Here is a 16,954-nt window from a genome sequence, read left to right on the forward strand (position 1 = left end):
CAGGCACTGCCGCTACAGTCCAGGTCCTTCAGGCGGAAGCACTGGTGAGGGGCCCGAGTGCTGAACCTCGGCCGGGGAGCTCGCCGGGTAACCGGTGGTGACTCGCGTCCCGTGCTCCGCAACCGGGGAAAGCCCATCGGATCGGGTACGCGTCACCTGTTCAGCGCGAAGGCCCTCCTCACGGTGAGCGGCTGACCGGGCCGCCGCTCTCGCCTTGATCGCCTCGGACCGAAGACTCTTGGCAGCCCGATCGTCGCGGTTCCTGGCATCGCGAAGAAGTGTGCCCGTGTCATTCCGGAACATCTCCGCCTCGGCGAGCACGGCGGCGTGTTCCGTCGTGGGGCCAGCAGTCTTCACAGCGTGGTGGAGCCGGGCCCGGAGAGTCTCCAGCTCCGTGGAGGTCGCGGTGTGCTGGTACCGCAGGCTCGCCCGCTCCGATTCCGCCCGGTTCCGGTCCGACCCTCGGAGAGCGGGACGGCCGAATCGGGTGGTGGCCGTCAGCCTGTGCTCGACCAGATCCAGCAGCTCGGCCGTGCGCCGATCGGCTTGGGTGTGTCGGTTGACGGCTGCGGTCAGGAACCTGACGTCCTGGATCGCCTCGACCCGCGCCGTCAGAACGTCCTGGCGACGGCCGAGCGCAAGGGTTTCCGGGCCGCTGCCAGCCGCCGCTTGCTGTTCGGCGTGATCCGCTCGGGCCTCCGCCTCCTCCGCTGCTCTGCGGGTCGCGTGCGCTGCGGTGACCGACCGGCGGATGGCCTCCCGCAGGTTCTCGGCGCTGAGATGGCCGTACGGACGGTCGTTCTGTCGTACGGCGTCAGCGGTCCGGTCTTCGGCTGGGATATCCGGATCGGGGCGTTGCTCGGCATACCCGGGCGCCCGGGGCACGGGAAGGTCGGTCACGGCTTCGCGGACGTGAGCGGGCACCTTGTCCTCTGGTAGTTCTGTCAGGATCATCCGCTCCTCAGTGCCCGTCTCGATCTCGCGGATGAGGCCAGCGACTGCGCGATCCAGCAGCTCCTGCTCTGTCTCAGGTTCCCCGGCTACTGCACGGTCGGCGTCACCCTCGTAGACGGCCAAGGGGAGGAAGAGGTGCGATTCCTTCCTGTCCCGGGACAGCATGGTGTAGAGCGCGTTTGCCCCCGCCCCGGGGCCGTAGACCAGGGCTTCCTGGACACTAAGCCCCTGGCTCTTGTGACCGGTGATGGCGTACCCGAGGCTCAGTCCGCCCTGGGCGATGTAGTCGGTATCGATCCATTCGGCGTGGTCCCTGTGCCCGTCGACGGTTTTCTCCCGCCATTCGACAAGGATCCGGCGCTGGTCATCCACGGCCCGGACGATTCCGCGGTACCCGTTGAGCACGTCTTCCTGCTCTCCGCCGGTCCGCCGGGAGCGGTAGTCATTGGCTCGGAGGAGAACCTGATCGCCGACGGAGATCGTCAGTTCGCCGCCACCGGCGAGCGCGTAGGTGTGCTCCGGGCCGGTGAGGTGGCCGGCCGCCTTGCGGAGGGCGCGGGCCCCGAGGTTGAGCTCCTCCACGACGCCGTTGGTGGATGCCAGCATGAGGAGTTGCTGCACGGCGGTGTGGTCATCGATGTGGGCGGCGCGCTTGTCGGCCCACACAGTGAGCATCGCCGCCAAGGTCTCGTCCTTGTCGGCGAGGGCGTGGACACGGCCGGTGCCAGCGAAGGTCCGGAGGGCTTCTGTCCGCAGGTCGTCGCGCCAAAGCTGGAGTGCGCGGCGCTCGACGGCATCGCGCTGGCGGAAGTTCTCCGTAAGTTCCAGTCCGTCCACCAGGTGGTGGACGGCGGCGAAGTGCCCACCGACACCTGGCGAGTGGAGCTGCTTGGGGTCACCGATGCCGACGATTTTGGTTCCGGTCGTCGCGGCGTGCGCGAGGAGTTCCGCGATGTCGCGGTCATCGCACATCGCGGCTTCGTCCACGATCAGGACGTCCACTCCGTTGAGCCCCTGGCCGCCGGTACGGATGCCGGTGAGCCAGGAGGCGAGGGTGCGGGAGTTGATGCCCGCTTCCGCCTTGAGGTTGGCGGCGGCGACGGCCGCCGTGCTCGCGCCCACGATGACGAGCCCCTGGGCCTCCCACGCCTGCCGGGCGGCGTCCATGATCGTGGTCTTGCCCGCGCCGGCGACTCCGATCACCGCGTCCACACCGTGCCCGGCCGTGAGCAACCGTTCCAGCACGGCACGCTGCTCGGTGGAGAACGCGAAGCCCTGCTGGGCCTCGACAGCGGACATGGTCATCTCAACAGTGTCCGGGCCGACGACGGCGGCCTGTTCGCCAAGGCGGCGGGTGGTTTCGGAGACGATCAGCGTCTCCGCAGCGACGATGTCCGCCGTGGTGTAGCGGTCGGCGTGGCTGTAGTGCTGGGCACCCTTGGGGTTGAGCTGGACCGCGTACCCGGCGTGCTGGAGTACGGACTCGGTGAGCTTCTCGGCCTCGGCGGCGGTGCCGATGCCGTACGGGAGGGCGTCCAGCACCGCCGCGATGGCGGCGGCGTGGGTGAAGGTCTTGGAGTTGCTGGTCAGACCGGTCTTCGGATCGAAGACCGTACGGCACAGCTCGTCCAGGTCCGGGTTCGCGGCCTGGGGAGGGTCCTGCACAGCACCGGTGGTGATGGCTTCGGGGTCGTCGCCGACGGCCCGGCCTTCGGCCTGCCAGTACGTACGGAGGACATCATCCGCGACGCCTGCGGCCTCACCGTTCTTGGCCGCCTTGGACGCGGCGGACGCGGCGGTGCGCTCGCGCAGGGTGGCGCTGTCGTAGTCGAGCCCCAGCTTGGTGAGCAGCTCGCGGACCTGGCTGTCGCGCTTGCTGAAGAGCTTGATCGTGCGCTCGGGGATGGCGGCGATCTCCCACGCGCCGGTGCGCTCATCGCGCCGGAAGCGAAGACCGTAGTGGTCGCCGAGTTCGCGGCGGATACGGGCGTTCATGAGGGACTGCGTCGCGCGGGCGTGGCGGTGCAGGTCCCGGCCGCCGGCGGCCATGGTGGACCACTGTCCGTCGGCTCCCTTGACCATGTTGGCCAGGGTGAAGTGGAGGTGGAAGTGGGGGTCGCCGTAGGGTGCGCCGCCGACCGGCCGGGCGGCGCGGTGAACCATCATCCACCCGGAGAACCCGCTTGTCTCGATCGTGCTCGCTTCCTGGCCGTCGCCGTGTCGGCCGCGCATGGCGTACGCGGTCCAGCGCTCCAGGGCATCGATGGACTCGCGTCCTGCCGAGGTGAAGATGCTCTCGACCACGGTGGCCATGTCGTCCGGGGCGTACGCGAGGAAAGCGGATTGGCTCTTGGGGAGATCCAGGGTGACGTCCGCACCACGGTTGCCGACCTCTACTCGGCCCTCCCGCATGGCTGCCTTGATCTCTTCCGTGTCCCACACCTGGGCGGGGTCGAGCCCTGCGGCCTTGGCCATGGCGACGGCTTCGCGGACGGCCATGGGCAGATCCCGGAGCCGCCGACCGCCTTCGGCCTCCGTCTGGAGATAGCGCCGCTTCATGGACTCGGAGCCGAACAGATCCGCGGGCTCCTGTCCCGTCGCGCGGGCCCTGGTCTCGACGGCGGTCAGCAGAGCACGGGCGTCCAGTCGGCCGCCAGCCTCGGCGGTGAGGGCTTTCTCCAGCACCTCGTCGCCGTACAGCTCGACGGCGTCGATACCGACGGCGTCGGCGAGCTTGAGCAGGGTGGAGACCGGGGCCTTGTGGGCTTCGCCGAACCGGGTGAGCTGACGCTCCATCCTGCCGAAGGCATCCTTCTTACGCTGGGAGTCGAGCAGCTCATCAGGGTGCACTCCGCGCTCGGCGGCGCTCCGGCGGATCGCCCGGACCAGGGGCGCGGCCGGGAGCTTCGCGGCGGGGGCGATGGCAAGCTTCGGCTCCACGAGGGTCTGGCCGGTGCGGGGGTCCTCGCCTCGCATGAGGCGGCGGGCGGCCTGGAGCTGCTCGGGCGTGAGGGTGCTGCCGGGGACGATGTCGAACTCGGTGAGGCCGTTCCCGATCCAGGTGAGGGGGCGCTCGCTGGGGTCAAGGTGGTAGTCCACCTGGCCGTCGGCGGCTGGCGCGGGGAGAACCTTGTCGCCGTACAGCTCACGGGCGTCCAGTCCTGCGGCGGCGGCTATCTCGACGGCGTCGAACCCGGTGAGCCGGGACGGTCTGGTGTTCCGGATCGCGGTCCGGGCGCGGAAGAACGCCTTCTTGGCCTCGGTGGATCCGAGGAGAACCGCGACGGTGATTCCAGCCGCTTGGGCCTTGGCCTCAATGGCGGCGACAAGGGGGGTGGCATCGACGGTGGTGACCGTGCCGCAGCCGTGGCCACCGGTCAAGCGGTACTCCACCTGTCCATCGGACGGGCCGATCATCGTCACCCAGCCCACCGGTCGCCCCACCCCCTCCGGTCAGATTCGATCAGATCAGGCCATTTTGACTCATCGTATCGTCACGAAGTGACGATACCTTGGTCCTTCTAAAACAAGATCGCACCTGTGAGTGCTCCGGTGAACTGTTACCGGTGGGCCCGACTGGCATCCCTCGCAGGGGGGACTAGCAGCTACAACGGGATGTCGTCCGGGGCGTCCAGGGCGCTCCGCGCCTGCTCCGCGAAGGTGGCAGGGCTTCAGCCGACGGCTCGGAGCCGTTCGAGGAGTTCACCAACGCCAGCCGTGTGCGGGTATCGCGACAGCTCCGGTTCGAGGCCGCACACCATCGTCACGCACCTGGGCGCGTCGATCCGGCTGGCCAGGTCGAGGGAACGGGTAGCGGTCGCCGCGGCGATCTCCGGTTCACCGTCCCGGAGATAGGTCTCGGCCTGGTAGGTCAGGAACACGGATTTGGTCTTGGAGCGGGTGGCGGTCAGCAGGGCGATGCCCTCGTCCATCAGCTGATGGGCCTGGCGCCGCTGGCCGAGATCCGCGAGACAACGGCCGCCGTCGGCTGCGAGGTCCGCGGTGGACATCCACGAGCACCAGGCGGGGGCCGGATCGTACGACGGAGTATCCAGCGCCTTCTCCGCGGCTGTAAGGGCCCGGCGGCACAGGCCGCCCTCGTCGAGGGCGGCGAGGGCGCGGGCCTGTCGCAGGTAGAGGAGGGACCGCGCGGTGGGGTGCTGGGTGCGGGGGATGGCGTGTTCGAGGATGTCGGCCGCGGCGCGGGCGTCCTTCAGCCACAGCAGTTGGTAGGCGAGGTCGGAGAGGATGCCCGCACCGAGGTCGCGCTGGTGCGCGGTGTGGGCGTTGTGGAGGGCGGCGTGCCAGAAGCGGCCGGCGGAGGCGTGGCGGCGTTCGTCGAAGTGCTGCCAGGCGATGGCCTGGGAGAGGGAGGCGGCCAGGGCGTGCAGCCGCTGCCCGGCGGCGGGGGTGTAGCGGGACTCGCTAATGAACTCGGTGACGGTGGTGAGGTGCGCGTCGAGCAGATGGCGGGTGCGTCGCCTGCGTTCGGTGGCGAGGCGGATCAGCTCCGCCCCGGTCGCCTCCAGCCAGTCGAGCATCTCGGTGTCGACTTCGCCGGACGCGGCGATCCGTGCGAACCGGCCGGGCTCGGTGACGGCCCACTGGTGGGCGAGAACGGCCAGCGAGCCGCTGGTGTAGGCGATGAACGACCGGCGGTCCAGGGAGGACATCAGGGCCTCTCGGAGTGAGGGGACGGCGTTGTGCGGGCCCAGCGGCAGCGGTCTGTCCTGGCCCGGGAGCCAGTGGGGCCAGCCGAGATGGGCGACGGCCGCGTAGTCGATGCCGAGGACCTCGGCGATGAGCGGCTGGGATTCGTCTTCGTCGGGGGCTGCACGGCCGGTCTCCCACTTGGAGACCCGTGACCCCCGGGTGCCCGAGCGCAGGCCGCGGCGCTTGGCGGCCTGCCGGATGCGGCGGGCCAGTTCCTCCTGCGGCCATCCGCGCTCGTTCCTGGCGTGCGCGAGGGGGTGGCGGATTTCGTCGTCCACCCGCCCATTGCACCACCGACCCCGTGCCCGGGAGAGCTGTTCGAGGAGACCGGGGATAGGGCGGGGATAGGGATTTCCTCTGTGCCCCGGGGCCGACGCCCGCTGTACTCGTCGAGTTCCGCCCGGCACCCCGTGTGACTGGGCGGAGCGCGGCGACGACCGTTCCCTATGGCCTTGTCCCGCCCGCCGGGCTGCGTCTCCCCGCCTGTCGGGCGAGGGCCGACGGGAGCCTTCGCGATCGCCGTACGCCCGCCGTCACCGACACACAGGGAGGGGCTGCCATGTCGTACGACCACTGAGCCCGAGAAGTCCGGGGCGGGCCCGTCTGATGAGGCGGGCCCGCCCTTCCCGCTCCGGAAGGACTCGCGATGCCGTCTGTGACCGACCGCTACAACCCCTTGGACGCGGAGATCCTGCGCGACCCCTACCCGGTGCTGGCCGAACTGCGGATGCGTGCACCGGTGTTCTGGCACACGGGTATGGACTCATGGACGCTGACGCGGTACGCGGACAGCGTGCGCGTGCTGCGCGACCACGAGACGTTCGCCCGTGACCCGCGGCGTACCGGGGGCAAGGTGCCGGAGCCGTCCTTGAGCGTGCAGACGCTCGACCCGCCGCAGCAGAGCCGGGTCCGCTCCCTGTTCATGACCGCGTTGCGCGCCCAGGACCTGGTCGGGGTCGAGGACCGTGCCCGCCTCCTGGTGCGCGAGCGGCTCGACCAGCTGGCCGGCGGGGGCCCATTCGATGTGGTGGCCGAGATCGCGGTGCCGCTGTCCGTGGCGGTTGTCGCGGATCTGCTGGGTGTCGAGCCTCCGCCGTACGGTGAGTTCGCCGAGGTGTCGGACGCGATCATGCGAAGCATGGACGGCGGCCTCAACCCGGCGCTCGTCGAGCCGGGCCGCGTCGCCCGCCAGCAGCTGAGCGACCTGGTCGACTCCTGGTTCGCGGCCTCGGCCCGGTCCGGCCTGCTGGCCCGGGTACGGCAGGCCATGGCCGCCGACCCCGACGCACTGACCCGGCTGTACGTGAAGAACACGGCGCGGGTGATGTTCCAGGGCGGCTACAGCACGATGGCGGCTGCCGTCGGCAACGCCGTGCACACCCTCCTCGCCCACCCGGGGGCCCTTGGCCGGATGCGGGACGGGGCGCTGCTGGCCACGGGGGTGGATGAGCTGGTGCGTTTCGACGGGCCGGTGCAGGGCACCACGCGTACGGCGGTGCGCTCCTGCCGGATCGGTCACGTCGACATCGCCCCCGGGCAGAAGGTCGTCCCGCTGTTCGCGGCGGCCAACCGCGACCCGGCGGCCTTCACGCGGGCCGACGAGCTGGTGCTGGACCGCATTCCGAACCGCCACCTCGGCTACGGGTGGGGACCGCACTCCTGCATCGGGACGACCGTCGCTCAGGCGGGGCTGCGCGCCCTGGTCGCGGCGCTGAACGACCACCCGGCACGGCTGGCTGCCGCTGGCGAGGGCGTAAGGCACCGGACGGCGACCATGCGGGCCTTCGACACGCTGCCCGCCGCCCTCCTCGTCTGATCCCTCCCCGGTCCGGGCGGTGCCGCGCGGCACCGCCCGAGGCTGCCGCCTACGTCTTCAGGAGTCTGCTGTGCGCATCCTCATCGGCAACCACATCGATCCGTCCATCCGCGAGCGCGGCGACATGCGGGCCTGGACACAGCGTCTGTTCTGGTTCGCCCGCTCCGGTGACCTGCTCGTCCTGTGCTGCGAGCCGGACGCGGCGTTCGTCGAGTACGCCCTGTCCCACACCGGCGTGAAGCACGAGGAGCTGACCGTGCTGGCCACACCAGGCGGAGCGTGGGGCGACCGGCTGCTCGATCCCGCCTCCCTGACCGTACCCGCGTTCGTGGAGCAGGTGCGGGCCGAGCTCGGCCCGGCCGGGACCGGCGCGGTGAGCGAGGTGTTCGCGCTGTGGCCGTCGGCCGCAGTGGCACGGCTCGCCGAGGCCCTGGGCGTGGCCGACCGCTTCCCGGGTTCGGCCTTCTTCGGGCAGGGAGGCGGGGAGATCGGGAACAACAAGGCGAACTTCCGGGCCCTGGCGGCGGCGGCCGGGGTGCCGACCCTCCCGGGCCGGGTCTGCCGCAGCCGCGCCGAAGCGACCGAAGCGACCGGCGCACTGCTGGAGCGCTCCGCATCGGGGGCGGTCGTGGTCAAGCAGGCCCACAACGGTGCCGGGGTCGGCAACCAGCTACTCGTACGCGAGGCGGAGATGGCCGTGGACCACGTCGGGGCCCGGCATCTGCACCACTTGGCCCCGGGCCCGGACGGCATCGCCGCGTACTGGGCAGAGCGGTGGCCGTGGGCGAGCGGGAACGACCGGTGGCCCGTCGTCGTCGAGGAGTTCGCGCCCGGCGCCGACGCGGTGTATTCCGAGCACTACGCCGCAGACGAGGGCACCCGGGCCACCGAGACGGGCCGCCTGCTGTACGTCGGGCGGCGACTGAGCCACCAGGTCGTGCCGCTGGACGGCGTCACCGAGCAGGTACGGACCGCCCTGCTGGACGGCGGCGCCCGGCTGGCCGACGCGTACCAAACGTTCGGCTACCGCGGGCACCTGAGCGCGGACGCCCTGGTCCTGCCCGACGGGGCTGTGGTGTTCACGGAGGTCAACGCGCAGGTCAGCGGGTCGTTGCACATCTACCAGTCGATCGCCCACGGCATTGTCGACGTCGCCGCCGCCCCGGCCCGGCAGGTGGTCGAGTACCACGTCCCGCCCACCTGGGCGGTGCCCTCCTTCGCCGCCTTCCTGGCCGCGCTCGACGAGCTGGGCATGGCGTACGACCCGGCCGCCCGGACCGGGGTGATCGTGTCGATGCCCGCCATCCCCCTCGCCCCCGGGGAGCCGGTCCAGTTCGTGTTCTGCCTCGCCTACGACCCCGCCGAAGGCCACGCGGCCGTGTTCGACCGGCTCGACGCGCGGTTCGCAGCCGTGCCCGCCGGCACCTACGACGCCAGCCAGCACGTCGCCACCGGTGCCGTGTCCTTCTCTTCCTGACCCGGGAGTCTCACCATGACCGCCTCCCTCACCGCGGCCACCGAGGCCGCCCAGCTCTCCCCCGTCTTCGACTCCGGCCGGCTCGCCGCCGAACTCGCGGCCGTCACCGCCCACACCTGGAACGTGCAGCGCACCCATACCTACGGCGGGCAGGTCGGCCTGCCCGCCGCGATCGACTGGCGGGTCCTGCCCCTGCGCAGCCTCGGCGGTGATCCGGAACGCACCGACCCGGGCGGCCCCGGGCCGCAGCCGTTCGCGCCGACCCGCTGGCTCTCCCAACTGCCCTACCTCGCACAGATCCTGGACTCGGTCCCCGCCCCACTGAACGCGGTGCGGCTCATGGCGCTGGGGCCCGGCGCCGTCTCGGACTCGCACCGCGACCCCAAATACCGGCTGGACCGGGGCATCGTGCGCCTGCACATCCCCGTCGTCACCGACCCGGCCGCCGTGCTCGTCCTGGACGGCGTCGAACACTGCTGGCAGCCGGGCACCCTCTGGTATGGCGACTTCTCCCGCGAGCATCTGGTGCGCAACGCCAGCCAGACGGTGACCCGGGTCCATGCCGTGATCGACGCCCTGCTCACCGCCGACCTCGCGGCCTGGTTCCCGGACTCCTGGCAGGACCTCCTCACCCACGGCGAGGTCCTGCTCAACCGCACCGGCCCGGCCACCGCTCCCGCCTGGTCCGGCGGACTGCCGTACGAGGCGCTGCTGCCGTCCGGGTTCGCGGACTTCGACGCGCCTGCCCCGCTGGACGGCTCTCTCATCCCCGCCCGCATCTACCGCGCCGACGACGGCATCCTCGCCCTGACGATCGCCGGGCGTGTTTTCGCGCTCGCCCCGGCCGACGACACCGGAGAGTTCCGGTTCTCCGGCTGGAGCGAGCAGCGCACCCTTCAGCCGGACAGCAGCGGCCTGACCCTGCGGGTCCGCCGTGGCCGCGCGCTCGCCGACCGGCATGTGGCCGCCGCGCCCCGCGCCTCCTGACCTGCCCCGCAGACCCGAGAGAAGAGGAATGCCCATGCGCCGCCTGAACAGTCACGACGATTTCACCCCGCTCAAGGAGGTCGTCGTCGGGTCCGCCGCCAACTACGTGGGACACGACCGCGACGTCAGCTTCGAGTTGTTCCACCATGAGAACCTGAGCGGTTTCCGGTCGGACTGGGCCTATCCGCGCCTGACGCGGACGGTGTCCGGCCACCGGGAGAGCTGGGCCATCAAGGAGCGGTACGCCGAGGAACTGCACGAGGACGTGGAGGCCCTGGCCGCCGTGCTCGCCGGGCTCGGGGCCGTCGTGCACCGGCCGCTGCCCCTGCCGCCTGACGCGGCCCCGATCGCGGGCCTGGGCTGGGAGGCCGCCCCGACCCCGGCGCTGAACATCCGCGACAACACGCTGATCCTCGGCGACGAGATCATCGAGACGCCGCCCGCGATCCGCTCCCGCTACCTGGAGACCCGCCTACTCGCCCCCGTCCTCACCACCTACTGGGAGAACGGTGCGCGGTGGACGACGATGCCCCGCCCCACCCTCACCGACATGTCGTTCGACCTGTCGTACGCGCGGGACACCGCGACCACCCTGGGCGGGCCGACCGAAGCCGTCGACGACCCGCAGCCGAGCCCGTACGACGTCGGCGTGGAGATGATGCTGGACGGCGCGCAGGTGCTGCGGCTGGGCCGCGACCTGGTCGTCAACGTCGCGCAGGCCAACCACGCCCGGGGTGCCGAGTGGCTTCAACGGCACCTGGGCGACCGGTACCGGGTCCACCGGGTGTGGCGGATGGCGGACAACCACATCGACAGCATGCTCCTCGCCCTCAAGCCGGGGGTGTTCCTGGCCCGGCACGACGGCATCCGGGACCTGATGCCCGAGCCGCTGCGCTCGTGGCGCTACATCGTGCCGCCGGAGCCGGACGCGGGCGCGTTCCCGGTCTACGACGACTACGAGGACCTGATCCTCACCAGCCCGTACATCGACCTCAACGTCCTGTCCGTCGACGAGAACACCGTGCTGGTCAACGAGGACTGCACCGGTCTGGTCAAGACCCTCGACGCGGCGGGCTTCACCACCGTGCCGGTACGCCACCGCCACCGGAGGCTGTTCGGCGGAGGCTTCCACTGCTTCACCCTCGACACAGTCCGCGAGGGTGCCCGCGAGGACTATCTGTCGTGAGAGCGCCCCGCGTCCTGCTGCTGGAGGCAGCCGGCCCCGAGTCCGGAGCGATCGCCCGGACCGCCGCCGCCTCCGGCTACCAGGTCCACGCCGCCACCGATCCCACCACACACTCCGCCTACGGCACTGACCTCCGACGACTCCTGTCCGGCTGTCTGACGAGCGACTTCTCCCGCCCGGACCACGCCCTGGAGGACATCGTCGGCTATGCCCGACGGATCGGCGCCGACGCGGTGCTCACCGCCAACGAGTACCTCACACCGCTGCTCGCGCAGGTATGCGCCGCGCTCGGCCTGCCGGGCAACGACCCGGAACATGCGGCCATGGCCCGAGACAAGGCCGCCATGAGCGAAGTGTTCGCCCTCCACGATGTCGCCGCGCCCCGCACCCGCGTCCTCGACAGTGAGGACGAACTACGCCTGCTCCGTGCCGCTGGGGAAATCTCCTTCCCGTGCGTCATCAAGCCCGCCGACGGCGCGGGATCCGCCGGTGTCACTGTCGTCACCGATCCTGACTGTGCGGCCGACGGCTGGCGGGCGGCGGCCCGCTCCCCACGTGGCATGTACGGCCTGCCGCCCGACCCGCGGGTCCTGGTCCAGAACTACGTCGAGGGCACCGAGTACAGCGTCGAATCGATCACACAGCACGGGATGACCACGCATCTGTGCGCCACCCGGAAGACCGTCACCCAGGGCGCCCACCGAGTCGAAGTCGGTCACAGCCTGCCCGCCGCCCTGCCCCCGGGCACCGAGCGGGCCGTGCACCGAGAGGTGGAGCGGGCGATCGCCGCGGTGGGCATCCGCAACGGTGCCTCGCACACCGAGGTCATCGTCGACGAGGACGGGCGGTGCTCGGTCATCGAGATCGGAGCCCGCCTCGGTGCCGGGCACATCGGCGTCCTCCTCCGGCACGCGCTGGGAATCGACCCGTGGACGGTACTCCTGGACACCGCCCTCGGCCGCCCCGCGCACCTCACCCCGGCCCGCCGCGCCTACGCGAGCGTACGGTTCCTGACCAGCCCGCGCACCGGCCGCCTGGCCGCGGTGACCGGCCTGCCCAAGGAAGGCCCCGGGGTGCCCGCCGTCCACCTGCGCACGGCCGTCGGCCAGACCGTGGGGCCAGCACAGGCCAACCACGGACGCCTCGGCCACTTCATCGTCACCGGTCCTGATCCCGCCGCCGTCGAGCGCCAGGCCGAGCAGATACTCGCCCGGATCACCGTCGTGGTCGACTCCGACCGCGCGCCGCACCACGCCGGATCACCCGCCGCCCGCGAGCCGGGCCCGGAAAGGGAGGTAACCCGTGCACCGTGAGCCGAGCACCCCCCACATCAGGCGAGAGGACCCTCCGGCGATCCTGCCGGGCGAGTTCGACGCGCTGTTCCACGGCGAAGCCCGCACCGGGGGCTTCAGCAGGGTGGCCCGGATCGTCGACCCGGCTCTGCCGCCGGAGGCCGAACCGTTCTCCTTCCTCTGCACCGATCTGCTGCACCACATCGCCGCCGAACTGGCCCTGAAGGAGGGCGAGGTTCTGGCCGATCTCGGATGCGGGCGCGGCGGCCCCGGTCTGTGGCTGGCCCGCGCGGCACACGCCGACCTGGTCGGTGTCGACTTCTCGCCGGTCGCGGTGGCCCAGGCACGGCAACGGGCCGCCACCTACGCGATGAAAGGCACGGCGCACTTCGTAGTGAACGGCCTGACCACCACCGGGCTTCCCCGCGCGAGTGTGTCGGCGGCCGTCTCCATCGACGCTCTCCAGTACGCCGACGACCGCGCCGCAGCAGCCCAGGAGGCCCGCCGGATTCTCCGCCCGAGCGGACGCCTCGTCGTCACCGGCTGGCACCCGCTCAGCCCCGGCGACCCACGACTGCCCGAACGGCACCGCCACAGCGACTGGCCCGCGGTGCTGTGCGCCGCCGGGTTCACCGCCGTGGAATGCCACGCCCGTCCGGCCTGGAGCGACACCTACGAGTCCATCTACCGCGTCGCGCTCCAGCTCGGCGACCCGGGCCCGGACACCGCGCTCGCCGGACTGCAAAGCGAAGCCCGCCGGCGCCTGCCCACCGCTCACCTCCTGCGCAGGGTCGCCGTCACCGCCGTATCCGGCTGAACCTCCAACCGACCCGGCGCACCAGTGGTGTGGGAACGTCAGCTCAGTTCGGCCAGAACGGCGGCCACGGCGTCGTAGGTGTTCTTCACCCCGGCGGCGTTGCCCAGCCGGTGGCGCTCCAGACGGACGGCGCCAAGGTGCCGGACCTCGTAGACCAGCGAACGCCATGCCGCGGCGGGAGAGCGGTCCCGCTCCCCGTACGCCTCCCAGAACGCCACGCGCTCGTCCTGCTTCGCCAGCGCCATGCGGATCGTCCAGTCCGCGGCCGGGTCGCCCCACCAGGTGCGGTCCATGTCGAGCACCCCGGTGATCGTGGGCTCCGCGGCCCCGGCGTCGAGCATCACATTGACCGTCCACAGGTCCCCGGTCAGCAGCCCCGGTTCGGTGACCTCGTCGAGCACGGCACGGTCGTGCGCGGCCACCACAGCGACCTTCCGTACGTCGGCCGCGTCCAGGCCGGCCCCGTCCAAGTCGGCGGCGATCTCCTCCAGCGACGTGATCACCGCCTCGCTCCATGTCCCGTACCCCGGGCCGCTGACAGGCCCGAAGTGCGTGCCCCGCACGTCGTGCACGGAGCGGGCGATAGCGCCCATCTGCCGGAAGAACGCCGGCCACGCCGCGCGCGGATACGTGCCCAGGTGCTCCGGGGCCGGGACGCCGTCCAGGTGGGTCTGGATCATCCAGTCCCGGTCGATCACCTCGTGCGACCAGTCCGCGGCGAGGACCTGCGGCATCAGCGACGCGATCACCGCCAGCCACGGCACGCTGCCGTACTCGTTGCGCATCAGATGGCGCTCACTGCGGAACTGGCGGCCCTCATCCGGCGCGACCCGCAGAATCACCGGCCGGGCCCGCCCGGCCAGGCTCACGCGGTACACGTTGTTGTACATCCCCGCGCCCAACTCGACGGCGGACACCGGCGTGGCAGCGTCCCCGAACGCCCGTCGGCAGACCTTCCCGATCTCCTCCGCGGTCAGTGACTGCTGGAATGCCTCCGAGGCGCGCTCAACCGGCTGGAAGTCCATGCCGCTCAGGATGCCCCGCTCGACGGCCATTCGTCACATCCATCGCGTACAGCGGTACGGCGGAAAAGAGGTCCGTCCTGATGACACGTCTCTGGCCCAAGGCCCGTACGCCTTCGGCTCCCGGGCGGGGGAGAGTGACGGCTCCCCGTCCGAAAAGGTGGGGCTCGCAGGACGTATGGGCCGGGACAACACCGGCTTCACCAGTGCCCGTCGCGTGGCTTATACACGAGAGCCGCCGGACGGTGAATCGTCCGGCGACTCTCGTCTATCAGTCACGGATTCAGGGGCCAGTCCCCGAACGGGATGGGCGGCTGTCCGTTGGCCTCGCGTACGGCTTCGTCCGTGCCGCAGGACGTACAGATGAAGATGTCCCGATCAGCGGTGAGCCGGGACCGGGCCGGTTGGCCGACGATGGGCTGTGCGCACCGCGGGCAGGGTTTCATGGCCTACTCCTCGGGCTCGGGGTGCAAGCGGGCGGACTTGAGGATGTTGTTCCACGTCGGACGCGAGTACATCTTCTCCGAGAGGGCCTGGAGCTGGGGGATCAGCTCGGCGTTCGTGGCACTGGGGCTGTCAGAGAGCGCCTTCCGCGCCAGGGCGAGTCGCTCGTCCCCCTGGTACGGGTACGCCTGCCCTTTGGGCCGTCCCTTCGGCCGCCCGCCGGCGTGCCCGCGGGGCTTACGATCCGCGACGTACTGCCAGAGCCGCCAGCGCTTCCACTTCGGTCGTTGTCGCCCGCTGGGCAACAGGTCGTAGGCATCCGGCTCGTCCGGCCATCCCTCCGGGGGGTTCTTGATGTAGTGGGAGACCGTGGAGGAGTCGGCGAAGCCGCAGATCCGGGCGGCCTCGGCCGGACCGACCTCTTCGTCCGGGGCGCCGGTGAGGTTGGGAGCGTTCGTGGTCGCGGCGATAGCGCGTTGCCGTTGCAGCTCGGCGTACCACCGGACCCATTCTTCGGCGTCCCAGTGCATGACGCCGTCGATGTCCGTGGCGTCCGGATGGCCGTTCGCTTCCCGATCGGTCCCGAGGTTCTGGAGCGTGGGCCGGCTGATGCCGTGGACTTCCTGAAGGTCGGCGCGCGAATAGAACGTGCGGCCGTCGGAGCGGTGCACGGTGTCCTCCTGTTCGGGTGGTGGCTCATGAACGTGGGCAGTCATGCGTCGGTCCCGGGGGACGGAGCTGGCGCCCATGTGCGGGGGCCGCTGGATGTGAGCCGGGTAAGGGTGCTCAGTTCGCCCGGTGGGACGGCTGCCGCCCAGTCGGGGTGGTCGGGGTGGTGCTCGGGAAGGTGGAGCACCAGGTGTTCCGGGCTCGGCGGAAGGTCCTCCACGATGACGAAGGTCTCGTCCGGGGAAGCGCCGACGCTGTTACCCGGCGTGAGGCGGACTAGGTCTCCGGGCCGGGGGTGGGGCCGGTCGGTCTCGCTTACCATGATGGTGTTCTTTCTGGTGAGAGAACTCCGACGGCCAGCGCCTTGTTGCCCTTGTGCGCTGGCCGTCTCACTTTTATCTGAAGGTCCGCCGCTGATCGACGCGGGGCGTCGCACAGGGGGACGGGGTGCCCGGCGAGGTCGCCCTCATCCGGTCACGGCTACGAATTAAACCACCTTTCCTCTGAGGTGGGGCCCGTGCGGGCTGCGTGCCGCTGGTGCTCAGAACAGAACCTCCTGGTCGCCGGTGTCCGCCCTCTCCTGCCTTCGCGGTGAGGCCACCCGGAGTTCGTAGCGGGGGCTGCTCAGGCTCGGCGGGTCGTGAGCATCGCCTCGGCGCCGGGCCCGTACGAGACGCGGGGCCCCGCGGTCCAGCCAGTCGGCCGGGTAGAGGTCAGCCGTCTGCCGCCACAGTCGCTGGCTCCCGTACGGGCTCCCGCTGCTCTTCAGATCCGGGACCACGGGCAGATCCCTCCAACCGGGGAACGCGTGGTCGTGGGCGTCTTCGACGGCACAGTTCAGGGCCCTGTTGCTACCGCCACCGGTGTGCGGCCGGCCTTCCCAGAGACAGCTGAGGCAGCCGCCGCGGTACTCGTCGCCGGGTCGTCCGTACATCCGCCGGGTGAGCAGGGTCGGGCTGTGGTGCGAGGGTGGGACGGTGTCGTGTCCGAGGTCGGAGTACGCACCCCCGGGGTGGCCGTAGCGAATGTGCCAGGTCTCGCAGGCGTGTACGGCGCGGAGGTCCTGGTGCCGGGCGTTGCGGACCTGCCAGTAATAGGTCTGGCGGGCGCGGGCGCCGCGCGGTTCGGGGAGGATGCTCACGGCTCTTCCCTCCATAGACCAGCGCGGACGATGTCGAGCAGGGGATCGGCGAGAAAGGCTTGCTCGGCCGGGGCATCGGTGAACCGGTGACCGTAGGCGGCGCGCACCGCCCGGCGAGCGGCCTGGTGGCGGTCGTCGTTGGAGTCGTACGGGGTCCGTCGAAGTACGTCGTATCCGTGCTGGGTGAGTACCTCGGCGATGAGCGCGCGGGTCTCGACGGGGTCGAGCACGGTCAGGTCATGATCGGCCGGGGCGGCGGCGAGTACGCGGGTTAGCTCGGAAGCGCTGAGCCGGGGGTGGAGGGGGACGGCGATCCGGGCGACGCCGTCCTTGCTCGGCTGGGCGGCACCTCGGCGGGTCAGGGTACGCGGGGACATGATGCTGGCTTTCGATTGTGGGTGCTGGGGGGGCGGTCGGGACCGCCCCCCCCCAGCAC

General features: G+C 71.1%; 13 protein-coding genes. 6 read left to right on the top strand and 7 right to left on the bottom strand.

Annotation, left to right across the window (positions count from 1 at the left end; genetic code table 11):
* Positions 1-12 precede the first annotated feature (12 nt).
* On the bottom strand, positions 13-4,335 hold the full coding sequence (gene mobF / locus FF041_RS34270) for a MobF family relaxase (protein ID WP_228388826.1): 4,323 nt from the start codon (positions 4,333-4,335) through the stop codon (positions 13-15).
* A 290-nt stretch (positions 4,336-4,625) separates the two neighbouring features.
* The gene (locus FF041_RS34275; RefSeq protein WP_194292293.1) at positions 4,626-5,945 is read right to left on the bottom strand and encodes a helix-turn-helix domain-containing protein; all 1,320 of its coding nucleotides are present in this window, start codon (positions 5,943-5,945) and stop codon (positions 4,626-4,628) included.
* A 368-nt stretch (positions 5,946-6,313) separates the two neighbouring features.
* On the opposite strand from FF041_RS34275, the gene FF041_RS34280 reads away from it, so the two are divergent.
* The 6 genes from FF041_RS34280 to FF041_RS34305 all read left to right on the top strand — a co-directional run bounded on the left by FF041_RS34280 (position 6,314) and on the right by FF041_RS34305 (position 13,242).
* Entirely contained in the window at positions 6,314-7,483 is a 1,170-nt protein-coding gene (locus tag FF041_RS34280) for a cytochrome P450 (protein ID WP_153526325.1), read from the top strand.
* A 70-nt stretch (positions 7,484-7,553) separates the two neighbouring features.
* Positions 7,554-8,960 (top strand): preATP grasp domain-containing protein, encoded by a 1,407-nt coding sequence (locus FF041_RS34285; RefSeq protein WP_153526326.1) that lies wholly within the window; start codon positions 7,554-7,556, stop codon positions 8,958-8,960.
* Between the two features lie 15 nt (positions 8,961-8,975).
* Positions 8,976-9,947 carry an aspartyl/asparaginyl beta-hydroxylase domain-containing protein gene (locus FF041_RS34290; protein WP_153526327.1) on the top strand — a complete coding sequence of 324 codons (972 nt, stop codon included), beginning with the start codon at positions 8,976-8,978 and terminating at the stop codon, positions 9,945-9,947.
* A 34-nt stretch (positions 9,948-9,981) separates the two neighbouring features.
* On the top strand, positions 9,982-11,133 hold the full coding sequence (locus FF041_RS34295; protein WP_153526328.1) for a glycine amidinotransferase: 1,152 nt from the start codon (positions 9,982-9,984) through the stop codon (positions 11,131-11,133).
* Positions 11,130-12,446, top strand: a complete 1,317-nt coding sequence (locus tag FF041_RS34300) for an ATP-grasp domain-containing protein (RefSeq protein WP_153526329.1) — start codon at positions 11,130-11,132, stop codon at positions 12,444-12,446. The genes FF041_RS34295 and FF041_RS34300 overlap by 4 nt, the downstream gene beginning before the upstream one ends.
* On the top strand, positions 12,436-13,242 hold the full coding sequence (locus tag FF041_RS34305) for a methyltransferase domain-containing protein (protein ID WP_153526330.1): 807 nt from the start codon (positions 12,436-12,438) through the stop codon (positions 13,240-13,242). Before FF041_RS34300 ends, FF041_RS34305 begins: the two co-directional genes overlap by 11 nt.
* A gap of 38 nt (positions 13,243-13,280) precedes the next feature.
* Here the strand turns inward: FF041_RS34305 and FF041_RS34310 are convergent, their stop codons facing one another.
* From FF041_RS34310 to FF041_RS34325, 5 genes are all read right to left on the bottom strand, one after another.
* Positions 13,281-14,297, bottom strand: a complete 1,017-nt coding sequence (locus tag FF041_RS34310; protein ID WP_228388827.1) for a phosphotransferase family protein — start codon at positions 14,295-14,297, stop codon at positions 13,281-13,283.
* Positions 14,298-14,713: 416 nt separating this feature from the next.
* Positions 14,714-15,424: a hypothetical protein gene (locus FF041_RS34315; protein WP_153526331.1), complete on the bottom strand. Its 711-nt coding sequence runs from the start codon at positions 15,422-15,424 to the stop codon at positions 14,714-14,716.
* On the bottom strand, positions 15,421-15,699 hold the full coding sequence (locus FF041_RS40665; protein ID WP_350802352.1) for a DUF6211 family protein: 279 nt from the start codon (positions 15,697-15,699) through the stop codon (positions 15,421-15,423). The genes FF041_RS34315 and FF041_RS40665 overlap by 4 nt, the downstream gene beginning before the upstream one ends.
* Positions 15,700-15,918: 219 nt before the next feature.
* The gene (locus FF041_RS34320; protein ID WP_153526332.1) at positions 15,919-16,518 is read right to left on the bottom strand and encodes a DUF6349 family protein; all 600 of its coding nucleotides are present in this window, start codon (positions 16,516-16,518) and stop codon (positions 15,919-15,921) included.
* Positions 16,515-16,895, bottom strand: coding sequence for a DUF6181 family protein (locus FF041_RS34325; RefSeq protein WP_153526333.1), 381 nt, complete (start codon positions 16,893-16,895; stop codon positions 16,515-16,517). Before FF041_RS34325 ends, FF041_RS34320 begins: the two co-directional genes overlap by 4 nt.
* Positions 16,896-16,954 lie beyond the last annotated feature (59 nt).

The organism is Streptomyces jumonjinensis (genome assembly GCF_009600885.1).
Lineage (GTDB): Bacteria > Actinomycetota > Actinomycetes > Streptomycetales > Streptomycetaceae > Streptomyces > Streptomyces jumonjinensis.

Coding starts and splice junctions, on each gene's coding strand:
- FF041_RS34280 (WP_153526325.1), top strand. CDS start 6,314: ATGCCGTCTGTGACCGACCGCTACAACCCCTTGGACGCGGAGATCCTG.
- FF041_RS34290 (WP_153526327.1), top strand. CDS start 8,976: ATGACCGCCTCCCTCACCGCGGCCACCGAGGCCGCCCAGCTCTCCCCC.
- FF041_RS34295 (WP_153526328.1), top strand. CDS start 9,982: ATGCGCCGCCTGAACAGTCACGACGATTTCACCCCGCTCAAGGAGGTC.
- FF041_RS34310 (WP_228388827.1), bottom strand. CDS start 14,297: ATGGCCGTCGAGCGGGGCATCCTGAGCGGCATGGACTTCCAGCCGGTT.
- FF041_RS34315 (WP_153526331.1), bottom strand. CDS start 15,424: ATGACTGCCCACGTTCATGAGCCACCACCCGAACAGGAGGACACCGTG.
- FF041_RS40665 (WP_350802352.1), bottom strand. CDS start 15,699: ATGGTAAGCGAGACCGACCGGCCCCACCCCCGGCCCGGAGACCTAGTC.
- FF041_RS34325 (WP_153526333.1), bottom strand. CDS start 16,895: ATGTCCCCGCGTACCCTGACCCGCCGAGGTGCCGCCCAGCCGAGCAAG.